We start from the raw sequence: 16,293 nt of genomic DNA, 5'->3' as shown, positions 1-16,293 counted from the left end.
AGATCATATCGAAGGAGACGAGGTTCGCAAGGTCCGAGACCACGTAAGCGTTGCGGTCGAACGAGCGCGCCGAGGAGAAGGCCCAACTCTCATGGAAATTTCCACGTATCGTTTCCGAGGACATTCGATGTCCGATCCCGCGAAATACAGAACCAAGGAAGAATTGGATCGTTATAAGCAAAGCGATCCTTTGCTCAAGGCTAAACAGGATCTGCTTCACTCCGAATGGTCCGAACAAGAATTAGAAAAACTAGATACGGATTTATTGGCTCAGGTGGAAGAAGCGATCGCGTTCGCCGATGCAAGCGAAGAACCTCCGTTGGGTTGGTTGTATAAGCACGTTTATGCGGAGGATGTCTGATGGCGATTCTCACATACAGAGAAGCTCTGAACCGAGCCATGTGCGAGGAAATGGACAAGGACCCGAACATCTTTCTCATGGGAGAAGAAGTCGGCCACTACGACGGAGCGTATAAGGTTTCCCAAGGAATGCTCGCGAAATACGGAGAAAAGAGAGTCATCGACACTCCCATTTCCGAAAACGGTTTTGCGGGAGTGGGAATCGGAGCTGCGATGGTCGGCCTTCGTCCCATCATAGAATTTATGACCTGGAACTTTTCGCTCGTTGCGATCGATCAGATCATCAACTCCGCGGCCAAAATGAATTATATGAGCGCGGGTCAGTTTCCGATTCCGATCGTGTTCCGAGGCGCGGGCGGCGCGGGAGGAAGATTGGCGGCTCAACATTCTCAGTCGTTTGAAAGTTGGTACGCGCATATCCCCGGTTTGAAAGTGATCGCTCCTTATACTCCCGCGGACGCTTGTGGTCTTTTGAAAACCGCGATCCGGGACAACAACCCTACGATCTTTATCGAAAGCGAAGTGTTATACGGAACCAGAGGAGAAGTTCCGGATCAGGAATATTCGATTCCGTTCGGAAAAGCGGATCTCAAACGCGAAGGATCGGATATAACGATCGTTAGTTGGTCAAGAGCGCTGCAATACGTTTTACCCGCCGCCGAACGACTGGCAAAGGAAGGAATCTCCGTGGAAGTTTTGGATCTGCGTTCGATCCGTCCCTTGGACGAGGAAGCGATCTACGCGTCGATTCGAAAAACCAACCGAGCTTTGATCGTAGAGGAAGGTTGGGAAGTGGCCGGTTTCGGATCGCAAGTCGCCTATCTCATTCAGAAGAATTCTTTCGACGATCTGGACGCGCCCGTGGAACGAATCACGCAAGAAGACGTTCCGATGCCGTATGCCGCGAATTTGGAAAAAGCCTCTCTTCCGAGCGAAGAGAAAATCATCGCGAAGGTTCGGGAAATGCTCGAATAAGAAGAGCAAGGAAGATTCAAAATGGCAAAAATTGCAGAGATGACTCAGCTCAGTCCGACGATGTCCGAAGGTAAGATCGTCCGTTGGCTCAAACAAAAAGGAGACGCGGTTTCTCCCGGAGAAATCATCGCAGAAGTGGAAACCGATAAAGCCGTGATGGAAATGGAAGCGTTTGAAACCGGTGTTTTACTGGAAGTCCTCGCACCCGAAGGAAGTCTTCTACCGGTCGGGGCGCCGGTCGCGATCATCGGAAAATCGGGAGAGGACGTTTCCGCGTTAGTCGAAACCGCAAAAAAATCCATTCCTGTAAAAAAGGAAAGTTCGGCTGCGCCCAGCCAAACCCCGACCTCTGCACCGGGCCCGTCGTCCGCGACAACTCCGACATCTTCCGCACAAGCGCAAAGCGGAACCTCCTCCTCATCCGCAACATCGAGCTCAGGCTCAGGAAAAAATCTCGAAACGAAAACGAACGTTTCTCTTTCGCAAGGCGCGGAAAACAAAGGCATAACAGCAAACGAAGAACGATCTTCCGGATTCAAAACGTCCTCTTCGTTCGGCGCGGAAGAATCGGATCATTCTCCCGTTCGAACCGCACGCGACGGGCGTCCGATCAAGGCTTCTCCGTTGGCGAAGAATCTCGCGATTCAAAAGGGAGTGGATTTAGGCGAAGTGATCGGCTCCGGGCCCGGCGGAAGAATCATCAAACGCGACATTCTTTCGTATCATGAATCCGGCAGAGGCAAACAAGGTTCTTTTGGAGCGCGACAAGACCGCAAACTTGAAATCACCGGAATGCGTAGGACGATCGCCTCCAGACTCGCGCATTCAACTTCGACGATCCCTCATTTTTATCTTACGATGGAATTGGACGCAGGTCCGATCAGCGATCTCAGAAATTCCTTCAACAAGGATCTGGGGCTCGAGGGTCACGAAAAAGTCAGCGTAAACGATCTGATTCTCAAGGCTTGTGCATTCAGTTTATTGCAAGTTCCCGAAGTCAATTCCTCCTGGAGAGAGGATCATATTCTCCAGCATGGAAGAATCGACGTGGGAGTCGCGGTTTCGGTCGAAGGAGGTTTGATTACTCCGTATATCCGCAATGCGGATCAGAAAACCGTTCTCGCAATCAGCGCTGAAATAAAAGAACTTGCTTCCCGTGCAAGAGACAGAAAACTCAAACCGGGGGAATACACGGACGGAACGTTTACCGTTTCCAACCTCGGAATGTATGGAATTTCATCCTTCACCGCGGTCATCAACGAACCCGAAGCCGCCATCCTTGCGGTGGGAGCGCTCGTTGAAAAGCCGGTTCTCAAGGCTGGAAGTATCGTTCCGGGAAAAATTCTGAACGTCACTCTTTCCTGCGATCACAGAGTGATCGACGGAGCGACGGGAGCAAGATTTCTTTCGATCTTCCGTGATTTTATAGAACATCCCCTTCGCCTGCTTACAGGCTAAGGATTTTATTTTTGTGGAAAAAGATTCAGCGTCCGCGGCTCGAAAAGAAAAAATCAGAAAATCGGCACTCCTCCTTCTCTCTTTAAACAAAGAAGACGCAGCCAAGGTTTTATCCAAACTCGACGACTCGATGATCGAAGAGATCATTTTGGAAATGGCTCAGATCAAAACCATCTCTAAAAAGGAAAAAGAAGACGTTCTTTTGGAGTTTAAGAATTCGGTTCTTCCCGGAGAAGGTGAAATCAAGGGCGGTTTGGACGCGGCCCGCGAAATCTTGCAGCAATCCTTAGGAAGAGAAAAAGCCGAGAATATTCTCGGCAAACTTTCCCGCAAAGACATCGAAGACGATTTTTCTTTTTTAAGCGAAGCCGAACCCGGCGTACTTGCGGGTCTGCTTCAACACGAATCTCCGCAGACGGTCGCGGTAACTCTCGCATTCATGAGCCCGAAAAAAGCCGCTGATATATTGAAGTTCTTTCCCGGAGAATTGCAGGCAAGCGTCGCGTATCGTTTGGCCAATACGACCAAAACGCATCCCGATGCGATCAAAGAAATTGCAAGGGTTCTCAAGAAGAAATACGAACAAAGGGATCGTTCCGAGTACAGCGAAGCCGGCGGCGCGGAAGCTCTTGCGAACATCCTCAACCACATGGACAAATCTCAGGAAGAGAATATCTTGAAAGAGTTGGAAGCGAATTCTCCCGAACTCGCAAAACAAGTCAAAGAGAAGTTATATACCTTTGAAGACGTTCTGGGTTTGGATCAGAAAGAAATGCGGATTCTTATCAATCGCTTGAGTGACGACGAATGCCTCAGTGTCGCTTTACGCGGCGCCGGCGACGAACTTAGAAATCATTTCTTGAACGCGATGTCCCGCAACCGAGCCGCGGAAATCATGGATATGATGGACATCCGCGGTAAACTCACCTTACGCGAGATCAACGATGCAAGAAATAGTATTTTAAATTTGGTTCGTGAGTTGGAAGAAGAAGGAACCATCTTTGTCAAAAAAGACGGGGAAGAATATATTTAAGGGTAGATTCTGACTCGTAGGGAAGAATCTGCTGAGTTGATTGCAGGAAATTGCGCTGCTACGGCGGGTTTGCGTTTCACGGGACTCGCCGTTACGCAGTTTCGCTTCGTGCGAAACTAAGCTCCACGGCGTCTTCCTCGCGCGCTCATCCATCCATGGATTCGCATCGCGTTTTACGCTTTTTATGAAAGCGCAAAACGCTCTCGCTCGAAAGCTTCGAGTCCATTTTATTGTAAGTTAAAAGGAAAGTTTGAAAAGAGGAAGAATCCGGAGCTGACGGGACTCGAACCCGCGACATCCTGCGTGACAGGCAGGCACTCTAACCAGCTGAGCTACAGCTCCTTGTTCCTTAGATACTTTTTCAAAGGAACTTCCCCGGTCAATCGATTTCGTTCAAATTACTTCGAAAAATTCTGTTCCGAAAATCAATTCTTTCATTTACTGGAATACAGAATTCTTCCCGTAAAAATATTGGAACTTTACCGCAGATGATCGTTCAGGAAAAAAAACCGCAGGAACTTTTGGAAGACAGGGTTTTCACCGTCTCAAACTTTCTTTCCGTCAGCCGAGTTTTTCTTTTACCGTTTTTCATCACTTTCACAAAAACTTATATGACTTCGCCGGAAAGGACCGAATTCCTTTTCTATGCTATACTCACTTGTCTTTTGGCGGTTCTTACCGACTATCTTGACGGCTTTCTTGCAAGACTTCTTCATCAAGAATCGGTTCTCGGGAGATACTTAGATCCGGTCTGCGACAAGATCGTGACTGTCGGAGGACTTTCGGTCATCGTTCATTACTTCCGCTTTCCCCTTTGGATTCTCATCGCTTATATTATCCGAGAAATTTTAGGAATTTGGCTCGGTAGTTTTCTTTATCTCAAACGAGGAATTCAGGGGAAACCGAATTGGTGGGGAAAATTCGGAGTCGGATTGGTTGCGATCGCCGTTCTTTGGTATATGTGCATTCCATTGATCGAATTTAGAATTCCGGGCGAAACCATTCTCAAACATCCTGAAATTTCCGGTTACGTATTGGTCGCGATTCTTTGCGCGGGGATCTTCGCTTATTCGAAGCGTTACTGGAATATCGTTTTTCATCCGGAGAAGATTCAGATCGATCCCGAGGACAAAAAGACTCGAAAGAAATACGAGCTGGTTTGATCGTAAGTTCCTTGACGCCCAAGGCTATTCCCACATTCTGTCATTGCAACCCGCTCGGGTGGTGGAATTGGTAGACACGCAAGCTTGAGGTGCTTGTGCCGTTTAGGTGTAGGGGTTCGAGTCCCCTCTCGAGCAAAAATTCTCCCCTCTTTTACACAATCATAGAATCAATTACAACAAGATCCGGACTCGAAGCGAGCTTTGGTAAAGCGTTACGAGCTTCCTTAAGAAGTGAAGGTACGCTTCCGAGGAACAGGATGTTCCGAGGCCAAAGCGAGACGCCGTGGAGCTAAATCCATCAGGATGATGGATTGCGTAACGGCGAGTCCCCTCTCGAGCAAAAATTCTCGCCTCTTTTACACAATCATAGAATCAATTACAACAAGATCCGGACTCGAAGCGAGCTTTGGTAAAGCGTTACGAGCTTCCTTAAGAAGCGAAGGTACGCTTCCGAGGAACAGGATGTTCCGAGGCCAAAGCGAGACGCCGTGGAGCTAAATCCATCAGGATGATGGATTGCGTAACGGTGAGTCCCCTCTCGAGCAAAAATTCTCCCCTCTTTTACACAATCATAGAATCAATTACAACAAGATCCGGACTCGAAGCGAGCTTTGGTAAAGCGTTACGAGCTTCCTTAAGAAGCGAAGGTACGCTTCCGAGGAACAGGATGTTCCGAGGCCAAAGCGAGACGCCGTGATAGATTCTTACCGATAGCGCGCCCCTTAGGAAAGCGCTATTGATTTGAGGGAAGAATCTGCTGAGTTTATTGCAGGATGATGGATTGCGTAACGGTGAGTCCCCCACAATGCGACCCGTAGAAGAGCATTGCGGTAAACCAATCGATCACTATAGATTGTTTTGTCGGAGGTACGACAACAAACTCCGAAGACAGACTTCGTTCGATTCCGTTTCAAAAAAGCCTATCTCCGCAAAAGCCCACCCAAAAAATTGAGAAAAACCCACAGAGCGAAAGGCACCGATCATGCTTTATGAAATCACAATTCTCCAGTTTTCCAAAATGTTGAAAAACTTAAACACCATCCTGAATCAAGGAGCGGCCCACTCTGAATCCAAAAAATTCGACGTGCAGGTTCTTTTAAATTCGAGATTAGCGCCCGATCAGTTTCACTTGATCAAACAAATTCAAACCGCTTGCGATACGGCAAAGTTATGCGTTGCCCGTCTAACCGGTAAAGAAGCTCCGAAACACGACGATCAGGAAAAAACTCTTGCGGAACTTCGCGAAAGAATCCAATCCACGTTAGACTATCTTGTAACGTTCACGGAAAAAGACTTTTCCGAATCGAACGAACGCAAGATCTTTCATCCGCGTTGGGAAGGAAAATTTCTTACCGGCCGGGAGTTTGCGATTCAACACGCGATCCCGAACTTCTATTTTCATGTAACAACCGCCTATTCCATTCTTCGCCACAACGGCGTCGACATCGGAAAGAAGAATTACCTCGGCGAAATGCCGTTGAAAAACGAATAAGACGGAGAAGATCTTTTGAAACAAATCGATTTTCTGTTTCGAGTACCGATTCTTTGGATCGGAATCTTCTGGGTTTCATTCCAAACTTGTAATTCTCCCGCTTTTTCCCCGCGCCCTCGCGAACAACAAACAACCGCGGCCTCCGCGACCGCTAATTCGAAAGGAATTCCGGTTCTGATCTATCACGAGATCGTAACCGACACACAAAAAGAATACGGAGAAACCGTGATTTCTTTGGAACGATTCGAAGAACAGATGCGCTATCTGCACACCAAGGGTTACAATCCGATTCCAATGAAAGACCTCCTTGCCTATATGCGCAATGGTAAGAAACTTCCCGATCGTTCGATCGTTTTGAACTTCGACGACGGCTGGAAAAACGCGCTCAACGCCGTCCCGATTCTGGAACGTTATTCGTTTCCTGCTTCCTTTTGGATCATCGCCGGACCGAAAGGAATCGGAAACGGAGAATATATGGAATGGACCGAGATCCAAACCCTCGCTAAAAATCCAAAGTTCGAAATCGGTTCCCATACCTACAGTCATCCCTGGAACCCGAAAGATAACCTCGTTACTTGGGTGGACGGGAAAGTTCCCGGTAAAGGCGACAAAGAAGCCCTTTTCGAACTAAAAGAATCCAAAAGTATTTTGGAAAAGAAGTTAGGAGTTCCTGTTGATTTCCTTGCCTGGCCCTGCGGTTGGTTCAACGAGAAACTTATAAAATTAGCGGTGAAGGCCGGTTATAAGGCAATCTTAACAACCCAAGAAGGCGCCAATCTACCGGGGGACGATCCCTTGCGAATCAAACGGGTTTTTATCGATGGGAAATGCGACCTTGCATCCTTTATTGAACAATTGGAAAATCCACGATACATCGTGTGTCAAAAAGGACAGAGACCAACGCAGGGAAATTCCCCCTATTCCTATTAGAATTCTCTAAATTTAGCTTCCAAAATAAATTTTTCTTCTCCGGAGAATATTATGATTTCTTCGGGGAAGCGTAATCTTGTTATTGTAAGTTTAGTAACTTTGAATGAGAAACGATCCAGCTTTTTCCGTGGAATCCAAGAATTCGAAAAACCTCCGGTATTATCGGGACCAGATCTGGATTACAAGACTCTTTCTTCTTCTGACGATTCTCGCGTGTACGTTTGCGAGCATCGAGATGGTTCGTGTCTTCTGGGAGCAATTGCTCGATCACAGACCCTTTGCTGCGATCGGTCAAATCGCCTTTACGATTATCATCGTCCTCTTAACCTACGGGAACTTCGTTTATCAATTTACGCGACTCGGTTATTTCAAAAGACTTCTGCTACATTCTCCTCCGAAACGAGAAGAATTGGAAGGGATCTATGCGCAGAATTCTCCGGCTCTCGCCGTGCTCGTTCCTTCTTACAAAGAGGAATTGGATATCGTCCGTGAAACCCTTCTTTCCGCGGCCCTCCAGGATTATCCGAATCGAAGAGTGGTATTGTTAATCGACGATCCTCCTCAGCCGAAACGTTATGAGGATTTCGAAGCCCTTCAAAAGATGCGGGAACTGCCCCGATCTCTTCAAAAAGAATTCAACGATGCGGCTTCTCCTTTTCTTCATGCAAGAAAAGAATATTTAGACCGAAAACATTCTCATCAATCGAAAGCCCTCGCAGAAACCGAGCGGCTCATTCAACTCTATGAGAACGCTTCCTCTTGGTTCCAAAACCGCATCGATTCTTATGACGATGCTTCCGTCAAAAAAGATCTGCCCGAACATACGCGCCGTTTTATGAAGGAACGTTTCTTCCAAGAATGGTCCAACCTTCATTCCGAAAGAGCGTCCGAACTGCGCGAACTTTTGAACGACGGCGGAGCTGATTCGGAAAGAATCGAACGCGAATACAACCGTTTGGCGTCCTTATTCTCCGTTCAATTTTCCACGTTCGAAAGAAAGAAGTATCTGAATCTTTCTCATCTTCCCAATAAGGCGATGAACTTGAACAGCTACATCGATCTCATAGGAAAAAAATGGAAGGAACGGGAAGAATCGCACGGAATTCTTCTGGAAGAAGTTCACGGAAAACAATTCAGTTTCGAAGTTCCTTCCGCGGATCTGCTGATTACCTTGGACGCGGACAGCGTTCTTTTACCGGACTATATTCTAAAATTGGCAAACGTTTTGGCTTCTCCTTCCATGAAAAGAGTCGCGGTGGCTCAAACTCCGTACAGCTCCTTTCCGGACGCGCCTAACGTGTTGGAAAGAATGGCGGGCGCAACGACCGACATTCAATATCAGATTCACCAAGGGTTTACGCATTGGCGTGCGACGTTTTGGGTCGGCGCAAACGCTATGCTTCGCTATCAAGCCCTTCTCGATATCAAAACCGTTTCCAAAGAACGCGGTTATACGATCAGCAAATACATCCAAGACAATACCGTCATCGAAGACACGGAATCGAGCATCGATCTTTTGGATGTGAACTGGAATCTTTACAACTATCCGGAACGACTCGCTTACAGCGCGACTCCTCCCGACTTCGGTTCTCTTTTGATTCAAAGAAGAAGATGGGCCAACGGAGGACTCATCATTCTTCCGAAACTTCTGCGTCACGTGTTTCAGTGGCCCTGGCGATTCGCAAAATTCGCGGAAGCCTTCTTCCGAGTTCATTATCTCGGATCGATCGCCGCAGTGAACATCGGTCTTGTCATTCTTATGGGAACTCCGCTCGGAGAAGGAATCGAAACCTATTGGATCGCCGTATCTTCGCTTCCGTATTTCTTTTTATACGGAATGGATCTCGTCGAAATGGAATACAAATGGAGCGACGTTTTCCGTGTGTATGCACTGAACCTTCTTTTGATTCCGGTAAACTTAGCCGGGGTTTTCATGTCGATCAACCAAGCGATCACCGGAAAACAGATTCCGTTCAGCAGAACTCCGAAAGTAATCGGAAGAACCGCGATGCCCGCTCTTTACGTCATCGCCGAATATTCTCTTTTGGCGCAGCTGTTGTTCGGGTTCGTTACGAACTTCATCCACAGAAACTGGGTTTATTCGATGTACAATTTGGGGAACGCGATTCTTTTAGGATATGCGATCGTAAAATTCATCGGACTCAAATCGTGTTGGGAAGACATTCTTCTCTCCCTATCCAAACAACCGGAGATCGTCGAAACGGTCGCTCATCTCGTCGAAAAGAGAGTGGCCATCGATCCCGAAGGCGCGATGATTTATACCGGCGAAACTTCGGAAGAAGATCCGATTTCCTCTTAAACAAAAGTCCTTTCGTAAACGACGGACCGATCGTGCCGCATCAAAGGAACTGCTACGTTCCGGCGTAAATTCCTCTTGTAATTTGGTTCCTGGGAAAAACTCTCGTTCTATATGTCTGCAAATCCAGGACCGGTATCCGTACAGGAAGTTTTGTACAAAGCACGGTTATTCTTTTCCGGATTTTTCCTTTGTTTGATCCTCGGACTCGGATTCGTTTTTTTAAGTCCCTTATTTTTGATCCAAGATCGCCCCTTTCCCAAAAGCGACGCGCTCGTTCTCGAAGCCAAAGAGACGATTCCCAGAGATATTCTCAAAAACGCAGCCGACGGTTTTAAAAAAGGATACGCAGGAATTCTGATCGTTTTGTATTCTCCCGCGACCGCAAACTCCCACTTGGGAATTCCTCTGGATTTGACCGCGGATATCCAAAGTTCTTTGGTTTCTCTTGGAGTGGATGAATCCAAAATTCTGATCTACAAACTCGAACCGTATCCGACGGGTGCGAAGAATTTTTCCAAATCGCTTTTAAAGATCTGTCTCGATCGACAATTGAAAACAATTCTCCTTCTTTCCAAACGATTCGAATCCGCGTTTCAACAAAAGGCATACGAATCCGTCTTAGGCCCAGCGGGTTTAAAGATCCACGTCGTTCCCCTTTCGGACAAGATCGGACTCGGCAACTGGTTCCTAACGGAAGAAGGATTTGAAATCGTATTCGTAAATTTGGCAAAAACGTTATATCAAATACTTCCAGGAAAATAAGATCCGCATGTTAGACGCAAAAGAATCCAACGAGCTCATTCAGCAAAGAATTCAAAAAATCGAAGAATTAAAGAAACAAGGGATCAATCCGTACCCGGTCCGTTTTTTTCCGGATTCAAAATCGAAGGACATCATCGAACGATTCGAAAAAACTCCGACCGGACCCGAAACCAAATTCAAGTTAGGCGGAAGACTTCATTCCAAACGAGTGATGGGAAAAGCGAGTTTCGCGCATTTAAAGGACAGCGCGGGAATCATACAACTCTATGCGACCCGGGACGACCTCGGAGAAACTTCCTATTCCATCTTTAAATCGCTCGATCTCGGAGATATCATCGGACTAGAAGGATATCTCTTCACGACGCAAAAGGGAGAAATCACTCTGCACGTCACTTCGGTGGAACTTCTCGCGAAGTGCATCCGCCCTCTTCCGGTCGTAAAAGAAAAGGACGGGGTCGTATACGACGCGTTCGCCGACGTCGAACAACGATACAGAATGCGTTACGTGGATCTCGTCGTGAACGATCACGTCCGCGACACCTTCATTACGAGAAGCAGAATCGTTTCCGAAATCAGAAGTTTTCTTACCAACGAAGGATTTCTCGAAGTGGAAACTCCGATGATGCAGCCGATTGCGGGCGGTGCCGCGGCAAGACCGTTCGTGACCCATCACAACACGCTCGACATGCAGTTGTTTTTAAGAATCGCCCCGGAACTCTATCTCAAACGTTTGATCGTAGGCGGAATGGATCGTGTATTCGAATTGAACCGCAACTTCCGAAACGAAGGGATTTCCACCAAACACAACCCTGAGTTTACGATGATGGAAGCTTACATGGCTTTCGGAGACATGAGTTCGATGCTCGATCTGACCGAAAGACTGATCATTCATCTGGCCCGGACGATCTGTGGAACCTTAAAAATCCAATACGGCAAGGATTTGATCGATCTTTCTTCTCCTTGGAGAAGAGTTACGTATGTGGATATCATCAAGGAATACAGCGGAATCGATTTTAGCCGGATCACTTCTTTGGAAGAAGCGAAGAAAAAAGCTTCCGAATTGAAAGTGGACGTTTCTAAGTGCAATACGATCTGGAAAGTCGCGGACGAAGTTTTTTCCGACAAAGCGGAACCGAATCTGATTCAACCGGTGTTCATCACCGATTATCCGAAAGAACTCTCTCCTCTTGCAAAATCCAATCCGGATAAACCGGATTATGTGGAACGTTTCGAACCGTACATTGCGGGAAGAGAAATCGGAAACGCATTTACGGAGTTAAACGATCCGTTCGATCAAAAGGAACGATTCGAAGATCAGGTAAAACAAAGAGAAGCCGGCGACGACGAAGCGTTTATGATGGACGAAGATTATATCCGGGCGTTGGAATACGGAATGCCTCCTACGGGAGGACTTGGAATCGGGATTGATCGTTTGGTGATGCTATTGACCAACTCCCATTCGATCCGAGATACCATTCTTTTTCCTTTGATGAGACCGGAATAAACTTCGGTCTTCGAGTTTCTGCTTTTCCAAAAGAATATTCCGGTTTAGTATCGAAAACGCGATTTCAACGGAGGTGATTTCGATTTAAGATCCGGAATGAATCGGATGTTTGTTCGTAACGCAAGCGAACGACTTCGACTTTATTACGATGAATCGGGTTTTTACAACGGTAGTAAAAAGTTTGGTCTGTTTTCGTAGTTAGATCTTAGTATCGAAGATAAGAATTACCCTTGCAATCTTCTTCTCTTTTTAGAGGTTTTCGAATCTCCCCATCGAACCACAAACATTTCAATCAAAGAATCGATTCTGCTGTCGATGCGATCCATTCTGCTATCGATACGATCCATTCGACTGTCAATGCGATCCATTCGAATATTGAGAGCGGAAAACGATTTTACTAAACGCGATTCCGTATGTTTTAAATCTTCCTTAAATTCAATACGTAAGATTTGTTGATCCGCCTTCGTTTCTTTTTTGAATTCCTCCATGCTGGAAGAAAGCTGTTTCCAGATCAGATGAAGAAATCCGAATAAGGATCCGAAACCCAGTAAAACGGTAAGAAAGAGAGTTAAGAACGGAAGTTCGGTCATACCCAATATTCCGACCTACTCAAAAAGCGATTTCAATTCTTTTTTCTACAATGCGTAGGTATATTCAGGAAAAAAGATATACTCGTTTCGAATATTTTCCCGACAAACTAAAAATGAAAATCGATTCTTAGGATTTTTTTCTAAAGAGAGATTTAAAGAAAACAACCGTAAAAAATTGGAACATTCTAAAAAGACGGAAGAGTCTCCAAGGTTTGCTCAAAATTCTCCAGAGCCAAATCAAACCCCTCAGTTTAAAAAAGTTAGGCGCCTTTCTTACCTTGCCGGAAAGAATATCCAAAGATCCGCTAACTCCGATGATCACGGAATGTCCGAAGAACGCAGTGTTGTTTTCGATCCAAATTTCCTGTTCCGGAAAATCCATTGCAAGAAAGATAATATTCGGGCTCGTCTTACGGATGGATTCTTTTACCATCAGTTCGCGTTGCGGATTCATGTAACCCGCGTGACGACCGACGATTCTTACTCCCGGAAAATGTCGGGAAAGTGTGAAATACACTTTTTCAATCACGTCTTCTTTTCCGCCGAGCATGAATATGGAATAATTTCTAAGTTCACAAAGACGGACCAAGTCCATCATCAAGGCGATCGGAGAAATTCTTTCCTTGAGAACTTTTCCGAGGCGAGCGGCCGCCCACTGAAGTCCCGCGCCTTCCGCGAGGATCATCGTCGCCTTTTCCGTGATTCGATGGAGTTTTTTTCCCTTTCGAACCGACATGATTTTGATCGGATCCAAAAAGAGAATGTGATGAAACTTTTCCTTTTCCTCCAAGAGTCGATAAATCTTGGCCACGGATTCGTCCTGGGTTACGTTATCGAAGGGAACCCCGAGAATATCCGTTTTCCCTAATGTTTCCGTCTGAATGACCTGATAATCTAAAAGATAATCCCGATCGTCCTTTGCGGAAAGATGTATGATTTCACCCGGCTTTTTCATCCTAAAGGCATCCTATACGACATAAGTTCAGAGTCAATTGAAACTTACCGAATTTGCCCGCGTATTTTTTTCACGGCGGCCCGAAATTCCTTTTCTAAACAAGCCATGGAAATGCTCGAAAGGAGAAACGGAGCTTGGGCTAAGATTCGATCCAGATTATCGACCTGAATCCCGCCGATCAACGTTACGGGCAACGGAGCTTCGTTTGCGATTCTTCTCAAATCCTTTGTCCCGACGGCCGACTTTGCGTCGTCTTTGTTATCGGTCGGAAAAATCGGTCCGAGCCCGGTGTAATTCCAAAGGGAAGAATCCAAGGCCTTGATTTCTTCCAACGTATGAGACGAAGTTCCTAAATAGAGTTTGGATTCCGAGAGATTTTTTTTCTCTTCTTCGTTCAACGACTCATAGTCTTCTTTTCCGACATGAGCTCCGAAACAATTCCAATCCCTCGCTTGTTTCCAATAGTCGTTCAAAATCCATAGGATGGTCGGATAACGATCCTGCAGCTTCTTTACGATCGATTCTAAGATCGAATTGGAAACTCCTTTGGCTCGGATCTGAACAAAGGGAACCAGATCCGGAACTTCCAACCAAAGTTCGGGAAGCGAAAACAAATCCAGATCTCTTTTACTACAAAAATCCCGGTCGAGGATCGGATAAATTCCCGGCGCCGGCCAAGAAGAAGTCTTAGCCCCCGCCGACAAATCTTAAAATCTCCACTTGATCGCCGTCTTCCAAAGAGGTTTTGTTCCAAAATTCCCGTTTGAGAATGTTTCCGTTTTTCTGAATGGCAACCATTTCCGGTCTAAGTTTCAAATATTCTAATAAGGATGAAATCCTCGGTTCTTCGAGTTCGGAAAGGGAAAGCGGTTTTCCGTTAACTTTCATAAAGTAATCCTAGAAAGTTTGGCTTTGGAATTGTAACATGTCCAATCTTTTTTGATTTACGCGAAATTCCGAGATAGAGGATCATACATTTATGAAGAAATTATTTTCGATCTTGATTTCTCTTCTTTTACTTTCCACAGTTTTTGTAGGTTGCCATTCCCGAAAAGACGAAACGACCGATAAGGCCTTTTTCAATTATATCCTTGCCTGCGGTCCGGGTGGAACCATCGAATCCTGCAATGCGGGCTGTTCCGCGACTTACGGAAACACAGTAACGGCGACTAACTTGCAAGCGCTCAATACCTGCACGAGCTCGTGTTCCACGAACTGCAACGTGTTGACCTTATTCCTGCAATACAGCGCCCTCAATAAGTAAAGTAACGAAACAAAGAGGCCGCGAAAACTCCGGCGGTCTCGATTCTTAATATCGAATCTCCCGCCTTTACTCCGATCACATTCCTTTCTTTGAATAGACTTTTTTCCTTTTCCCGAAAGCCACCTTCCGGTCCGATGATCCAGATCGAATTTCGAAAAAACTCCGGTTGCAACCCCGCTTCTCCCCTCGGATCGAATTGATACAGAGAATGTTTCGTATCTTTTTGAGAATGTAGGAACTCCTTCAGAGAAACAGGAGCGTAAATTTCCGGTAAAAAAATCCGTTTAGACTGAGCGGCGGCTTCTTCCGCGATCTTTTCGGCGCGTTTGAGATTGAAATCCTTTCGATCGGATTGTTCGAAGTTGAGAAAATAAAAATGCGTTAATCCGAGTTCGGTTCCTTTTTGCAAAAGCCATTCCAATCGGTTTCCCTTCGGAATCGCCGTCGCGATTCCGGAAATCGATTCCGTTCGCGGATGGTGTTTCGTTTCCTTCAAGATTCCCTGCAAAGAATTCGCCTTCGTTTCGTAGATCCATTCGCTTCCGGTTCCGCTTAAAACACGGAGAATCTTATCTTCCGAAAATATACGAAGCGCTTTGAGATGGGAGATTTCGTCCCGATCGAGCGGGAACGTTTCGTCCCCCGTCCAGTCCCTTCTGAAAAGAATCGATTCTTCCAACGGAGAATTTTTCCTATCTATCGGTTCAGGTTCGCGAGATCGAACAGGGAAGGATCGGGTTTGACTTCCTTGTCTATTTCAGTATATTCTAATACGCTGATGGAACCCGTGTTCAGATCGAGCATTTCCAATCGGTTCGCGTGTTCTTCCTTGACGAATTTCTGATTTTGTTTCACTTTCACCGGTCCGTATTTGATGTTCATCGTTTTGAACAAGACCCCGTCCCGGTCGTGAAAGTCGAGTCGGGTCGGCCGCAACGAATCGGAATCCAAAAGTAAAATCAGCTTCGAATAAAAATACGGAATGATCGGTTTCAACGAAACCCGTTTGAAGGAATGATCCGCGGTTTTCAAATCGCTTTGAACGATGGGGTTGTAGTTCGCCTGATACGAGACCCCGGAAAGATCGATAAAGCTGAAACCGGTCGCTAAATGCGATTCGTATTTTTCCTCGTCGACTTTTCGGAAAATCTTTTTGGATAGCACGTTGAACGCATAGATCTGTTCGCCTTCGTCTTTGACTAAAATCTTATATTCCAGTCCTCGACCTCGGCTTTCAAACAGGTAGAGAGTGTCTTCTTCCTTTCGAAAAATGCTTACGTCCCAACTCCAGGTTTCTCCGCTTCTTCGGATGAGAATCAAATTGGCCTTGATCAATCCCTGATTGGATTTGAGGAGAGCCTGATCGAGTCTTGCAACCAATTCTTGTGCGACTCGGATCGAATTGTTGGATCCTTGCGGGTTTGTTTCTCCGCTGAAAAAAGTCAGCGCAACGAAACCTACCGAAATCGCAAGAATCCGAATCAAAC

The 16,293-nt window shown here is 46.2% G+C and carries 17 protein-coding genes and 2 tRNA genes (1 of these 19 cut by a window edge); 12 read left to right on the top strand and 7 right to left on the bottom strand.

What is annotated here, in order from left to right; all coding sequences use genetic code 11:
- The 4 genes in view from pdhA to fliG are tightly spaced (at most 21 nt apart) and all read left to right on the top strand, a layout consistent with a single transcriptional unit that may run on beyond the window.
- A protein-coding gene (pdhA, locus tag LFX17_RS08210) for a pyruvate dehydrogenase (acetyl-transferring) E1 component subunit alpha (protein ID WP_238729828.1) crosses the window boundary here: on the top strand, nucleotides 1-361 show its final stretch. It extends 623 nt beyond the left edge of the window; 361 of the gene's 984 nt are visible here — the last part of the coding sequence; the start codon falls outside the window, past its left edge; the stop codon is at nucleotides 359-361.
- On the top strand, nucleotides 361-1,335 hold the full coding sequence (locus LFX17_RS08205) for a pyruvate dehydrogenase complex E1 component subunit beta (RefSeq protein WP_238729827.1): 975 nt from the start codon (nucleotides 361-363) through the stop codon (nucleotides 1,333-1,335). Before pdhA ends, LFX17_RS08205 begins: the two co-directional genes overlap by 1 nt.
- 21 nt (nucleotides 1,336-1,356) lie before the next feature.
- Entirely contained in the window at nucleotides 1,357-2,793 is a 1,437-nt protein-coding gene (locus LFX17_RS08200) for a dihydrolipoamide acetyltransferase family protein (RefSeq protein WP_238746030.1), read from the top strand.
- A 13-nt stretch (nucleotides 2,794-2,806) separates the two neighbouring features.
- On the top strand, nucleotides 2,807-3,826 hold the full coding sequence (gene fliG, locus LFX17_RS08195; protein WP_238729825.1) for a flagellar motor switch protein FliG: 1,020 nt from the start codon (nucleotides 2,807-2,809) through the stop codon (nucleotides 3,824-3,826).
- Between the two features lie 268 nt (nucleotides 3,827-4,094).
- Here the strand turns inward: fliG and LFX17_RS08190 are convergent.
- Nucleotides 4,095-4,168 (bottom strand) — tRNA-Asp (locus LFX17_RS08190).
- A 146-nt stretch (nucleotides 4,169-4,314) separates the two neighbouring features.
- Between LFX17_RS08190 and LFX17_RS08185 the strand changes: the two genes are divergently transcribed.
- From LFX17_RS08185 to lysS, 7 genes are all read left to right on the top strand, one after another.
- Nucleotides 4,315-4,989 (top strand): CDP-alcohol phosphatidyltransferase family protein, encoded by a 675-nt coding sequence (locus LFX17_RS08185; protein WP_238729824.1) that lies wholly within the window; start codon nucleotides 4,315-4,317, stop codon nucleotides 4,987-4,989.
- 52 nt (nucleotides 4,990-5,041) lie between these two features.
- Nucleotides 5,042-5,124 (top strand) — tRNA-Leu (locus tag LFX17_RS08180).
- A gap of 847 nt (nucleotides 5,125-5,971) precedes the next feature.
- Complete coding sequence (locus LFX17_RS08175; protein WP_238729823.1) at nucleotides 5,972-6,481, top strand: DUF1993 domain-containing protein; 510 nt, start codon at nucleotides 5,972-5,974, stop codon at nucleotides 6,479-6,481.
- A 15-nt stretch (nucleotides 6,482-6,496) separates the two neighbouring features.
- Nucleotides 6,497-7,411, top strand: coding sequence for a polysaccharide deacetylase family protein (locus LFX17_RS08170; RefSeq protein ID WP_238729822.1), 915 nt, complete (start codon nucleotides 6,497-6,499; stop codon nucleotides 7,409-7,411).
- 103 nt (nucleotides 7,412-7,514) lie between these two features.
- Nucleotides 7,515-9,731: a glycosyltransferase family 2 protein gene (locus tag LFX17_RS08165; RefSeq protein ID WP_238746028.1), complete on the top strand. Its 2,217-nt coding sequence runs from the start codon at nucleotides 7,515-7,517 to the stop codon at nucleotides 9,729-9,731.
- A gap of 111 nt (nucleotides 9,732-9,842) precedes the next feature.
- Entirely contained in the window at nucleotides 9,843-10,493 is a 651-nt protein-coding gene (locus LFX17_RS08160) for a hypothetical protein (protein WP_238746026.1), read from the top strand.
- A gap of 7 nt (nucleotides 10,494-10,500) precedes the next feature.
- Entirely contained in the window at nucleotides 10,501-11,997 is a 1,497-nt protein-coding gene (gene lysS / locus LFX17_RS08155; RefSeq protein WP_238746023.1) for a lysine--tRNA ligase, read from the top strand.
- Nucleotides 11,998-12,221: 224 nt separating this feature from the next.
- Here lysS and LFX17_RS08150 read toward each other — a convergent pair whose 3' ends face one another.
- The 4 genes from LFX17_RS08150 to thiS all read right to left on the bottom strand — a co-directional run bounded on the left by LFX17_RS08150 (nucleotide 12,222) and on the right by thiS (nucleotide 14,430).
- Nucleotides 12,222-12,587: a hypothetical protein gene (locus LFX17_RS08150; protein ID WP_238746021.1), complete on the bottom strand. Its 366-nt coding sequence runs from the start codon at nucleotides 12,585-12,587 to the stop codon at nucleotides 12,222-12,224.
- Between the two features lie 127 nt (nucleotides 12,588-12,714).
- Nucleotides 12,715-13,542 (bottom strand): WecB/TagA/CpsF family glycosyltransferase, encoded by an 828-nt coding sequence (locus LFX17_RS08145; protein ID WP_238729817.1) that lies wholly within the window; start codon nucleotides 13,540-13,542, stop codon nucleotides 12,715-12,717.
- A 44-nt stretch (nucleotides 13,543-13,586) separates the two neighbouring features.
- A complete protein-coding gene (locus LFX17_RS08140; protein WP_238729816.1) occupies nucleotides 13,587-14,246 on the bottom strand; it encodes a thiamine phosphate synthase in 660 nt (219 codons plus the stop codon).
- The gene (gene thiS, locus LFX17_RS08135) at nucleotides 14,230-14,430 is read right to left on the bottom strand and encodes a sulfur carrier protein ThiS (RefSeq protein WP_238729815.1); all 201 of its coding nucleotides are present in this window, start codon (nucleotides 14,428-14,430) and stop codon (nucleotides 14,230-14,232) included. Before thiS ends, LFX17_RS08140 begins: the two co-directional genes overlap by 17 nt.
- 91 nt (nucleotides 14,431-14,521) lie before the next feature.
- Here thiS and LFX17_RS08130 point away from each other — a divergent pair, with 91 nt between their 5' ends.
- Nucleotides 14,522-14,806, top strand: coding sequence for a hypothetical protein (locus LFX17_RS08130; RefSeq protein WP_238729814.1), 285 nt, complete (start codon nucleotides 14,522-14,524; stop codon nucleotides 14,804-14,806).
- Here the strand turns inward: LFX17_RS08130 and LFX17_RS08125 are convergent.
- Both LFX17_RS08125 and LFX17_RS08120 read right to left on the bottom strand, forming a co-directional pair.
- Nucleotides 14,796-15,485: a 16S rRNA (uracil(1498)-N(3))-methyltransferase gene (locus LFX17_RS08125; protein WP_238729813.1), complete on the bottom strand. Its 690-nt coding sequence runs from the start codon at nucleotides 15,483-15,485 to the stop codon at nucleotides 14,796-14,798. The two genes, LFX17_RS08130 and LFX17_RS08125, sit on opposite strands and share 11 nt — an antisense overlap.
- Nucleotides 15,486-15,502: 17 nt before the next feature.
- Nucleotides 15,503-16,291, bottom strand: coding sequence for an outer membrane lipoprotein-sorting protein (locus LFX17_RS08120; RefSeq protein WP_238729812.1), 789 nt, complete (start codon nucleotides 16,289-16,291; stop codon nucleotides 15,503-15,505).
- Nucleotides 16,292-16,293 lie beyond the last annotated feature (2 nt).

This window comes from Leptospira sanjuanensis, assembly GCF_022267375.1.
Classification (GTDB): domain Bacteria; phylum Spirochaetota; class Leptospiria; order Leptospirales; family Leptospiraceae; genus Leptospira; species Leptospira sanjuanensis.
This window is presented reverse-complemented; position numbering and strand designations above follow the sequence as displayed.

Coding starts and splice junctions, on each gene's coding strand:
- LFX17_RS08185 (WP_238729824.1), top strand. CDS start 4,315: ATGATCGTTCAGGAAAAAAAACCGCAGGAACTTTTGGAAGACAGGGTT.
- LFX17_RS08160 (WP_238746026.1), top strand. CDS start 9,843: ATGTCTGCAAATCCAGGACCGGTATCCGTACAGGAAGTTTTGTACAAA.
- LFX17_RS08205 (WP_238729827.1), top strand. CDS start 361: ATGGCGATTCTCACATACAGAGAAGCTCTGAACCGAGCCATGTGCGAG.
- LFX17_RS08165 (WP_238746028.1), top strand. CDS start 7,515: ATGAGAAACGATCCAGCTTTTTCCGTGGAATCCAAGAATTCGAAAAAC.
- lysS (WP_238746023.1), top strand. CDS start 10,501: ATGTTAGACGCAAAAGAATCCAACGAGCTCATTCAGCAAAGAATTCAA.
- thiS (WP_238729815.1), bottom strand. CDS start 14,430: ATGAAAGTTAACGGAAAACCGCTTTCCCTTTCCGAACTCGAAGAACCG.
- LFX17_RS08150 (WP_238746021.1), bottom strand. CDS start 12,587: ATGACCGAACTTCCGTTCTTAACTCTCTTTCTTACCGTTTTACTGGGT.
- LFX17_RS08200 (WP_238746030.1), top strand. CDS start 1,357: ATGGCAAAAATTGCAGAGATGACTCAGCTCAGTCCGACGATGTCCGAA.
- LFX17_RS08145 (WP_238729817.1), bottom strand. CDS start 13,542: ATGAAAAAGCCGGGTGAAATCATACATCTTTCCGCAAAGGACGATCGG.
- LFX17_RS08130 (WP_238729814.1), top strand. CDS start 14,522: ATGAAGAAATTATTTTCGATCTTGATTTCTCTTCTTTTACTTTCCACA.
- LFX17_RS08175 (WP_238729823.1), top strand. CDS start 5,972: ATGCTTTATGAAATCACAATTCTCCAGTTTTCCAAAATGTTGAAAAAC.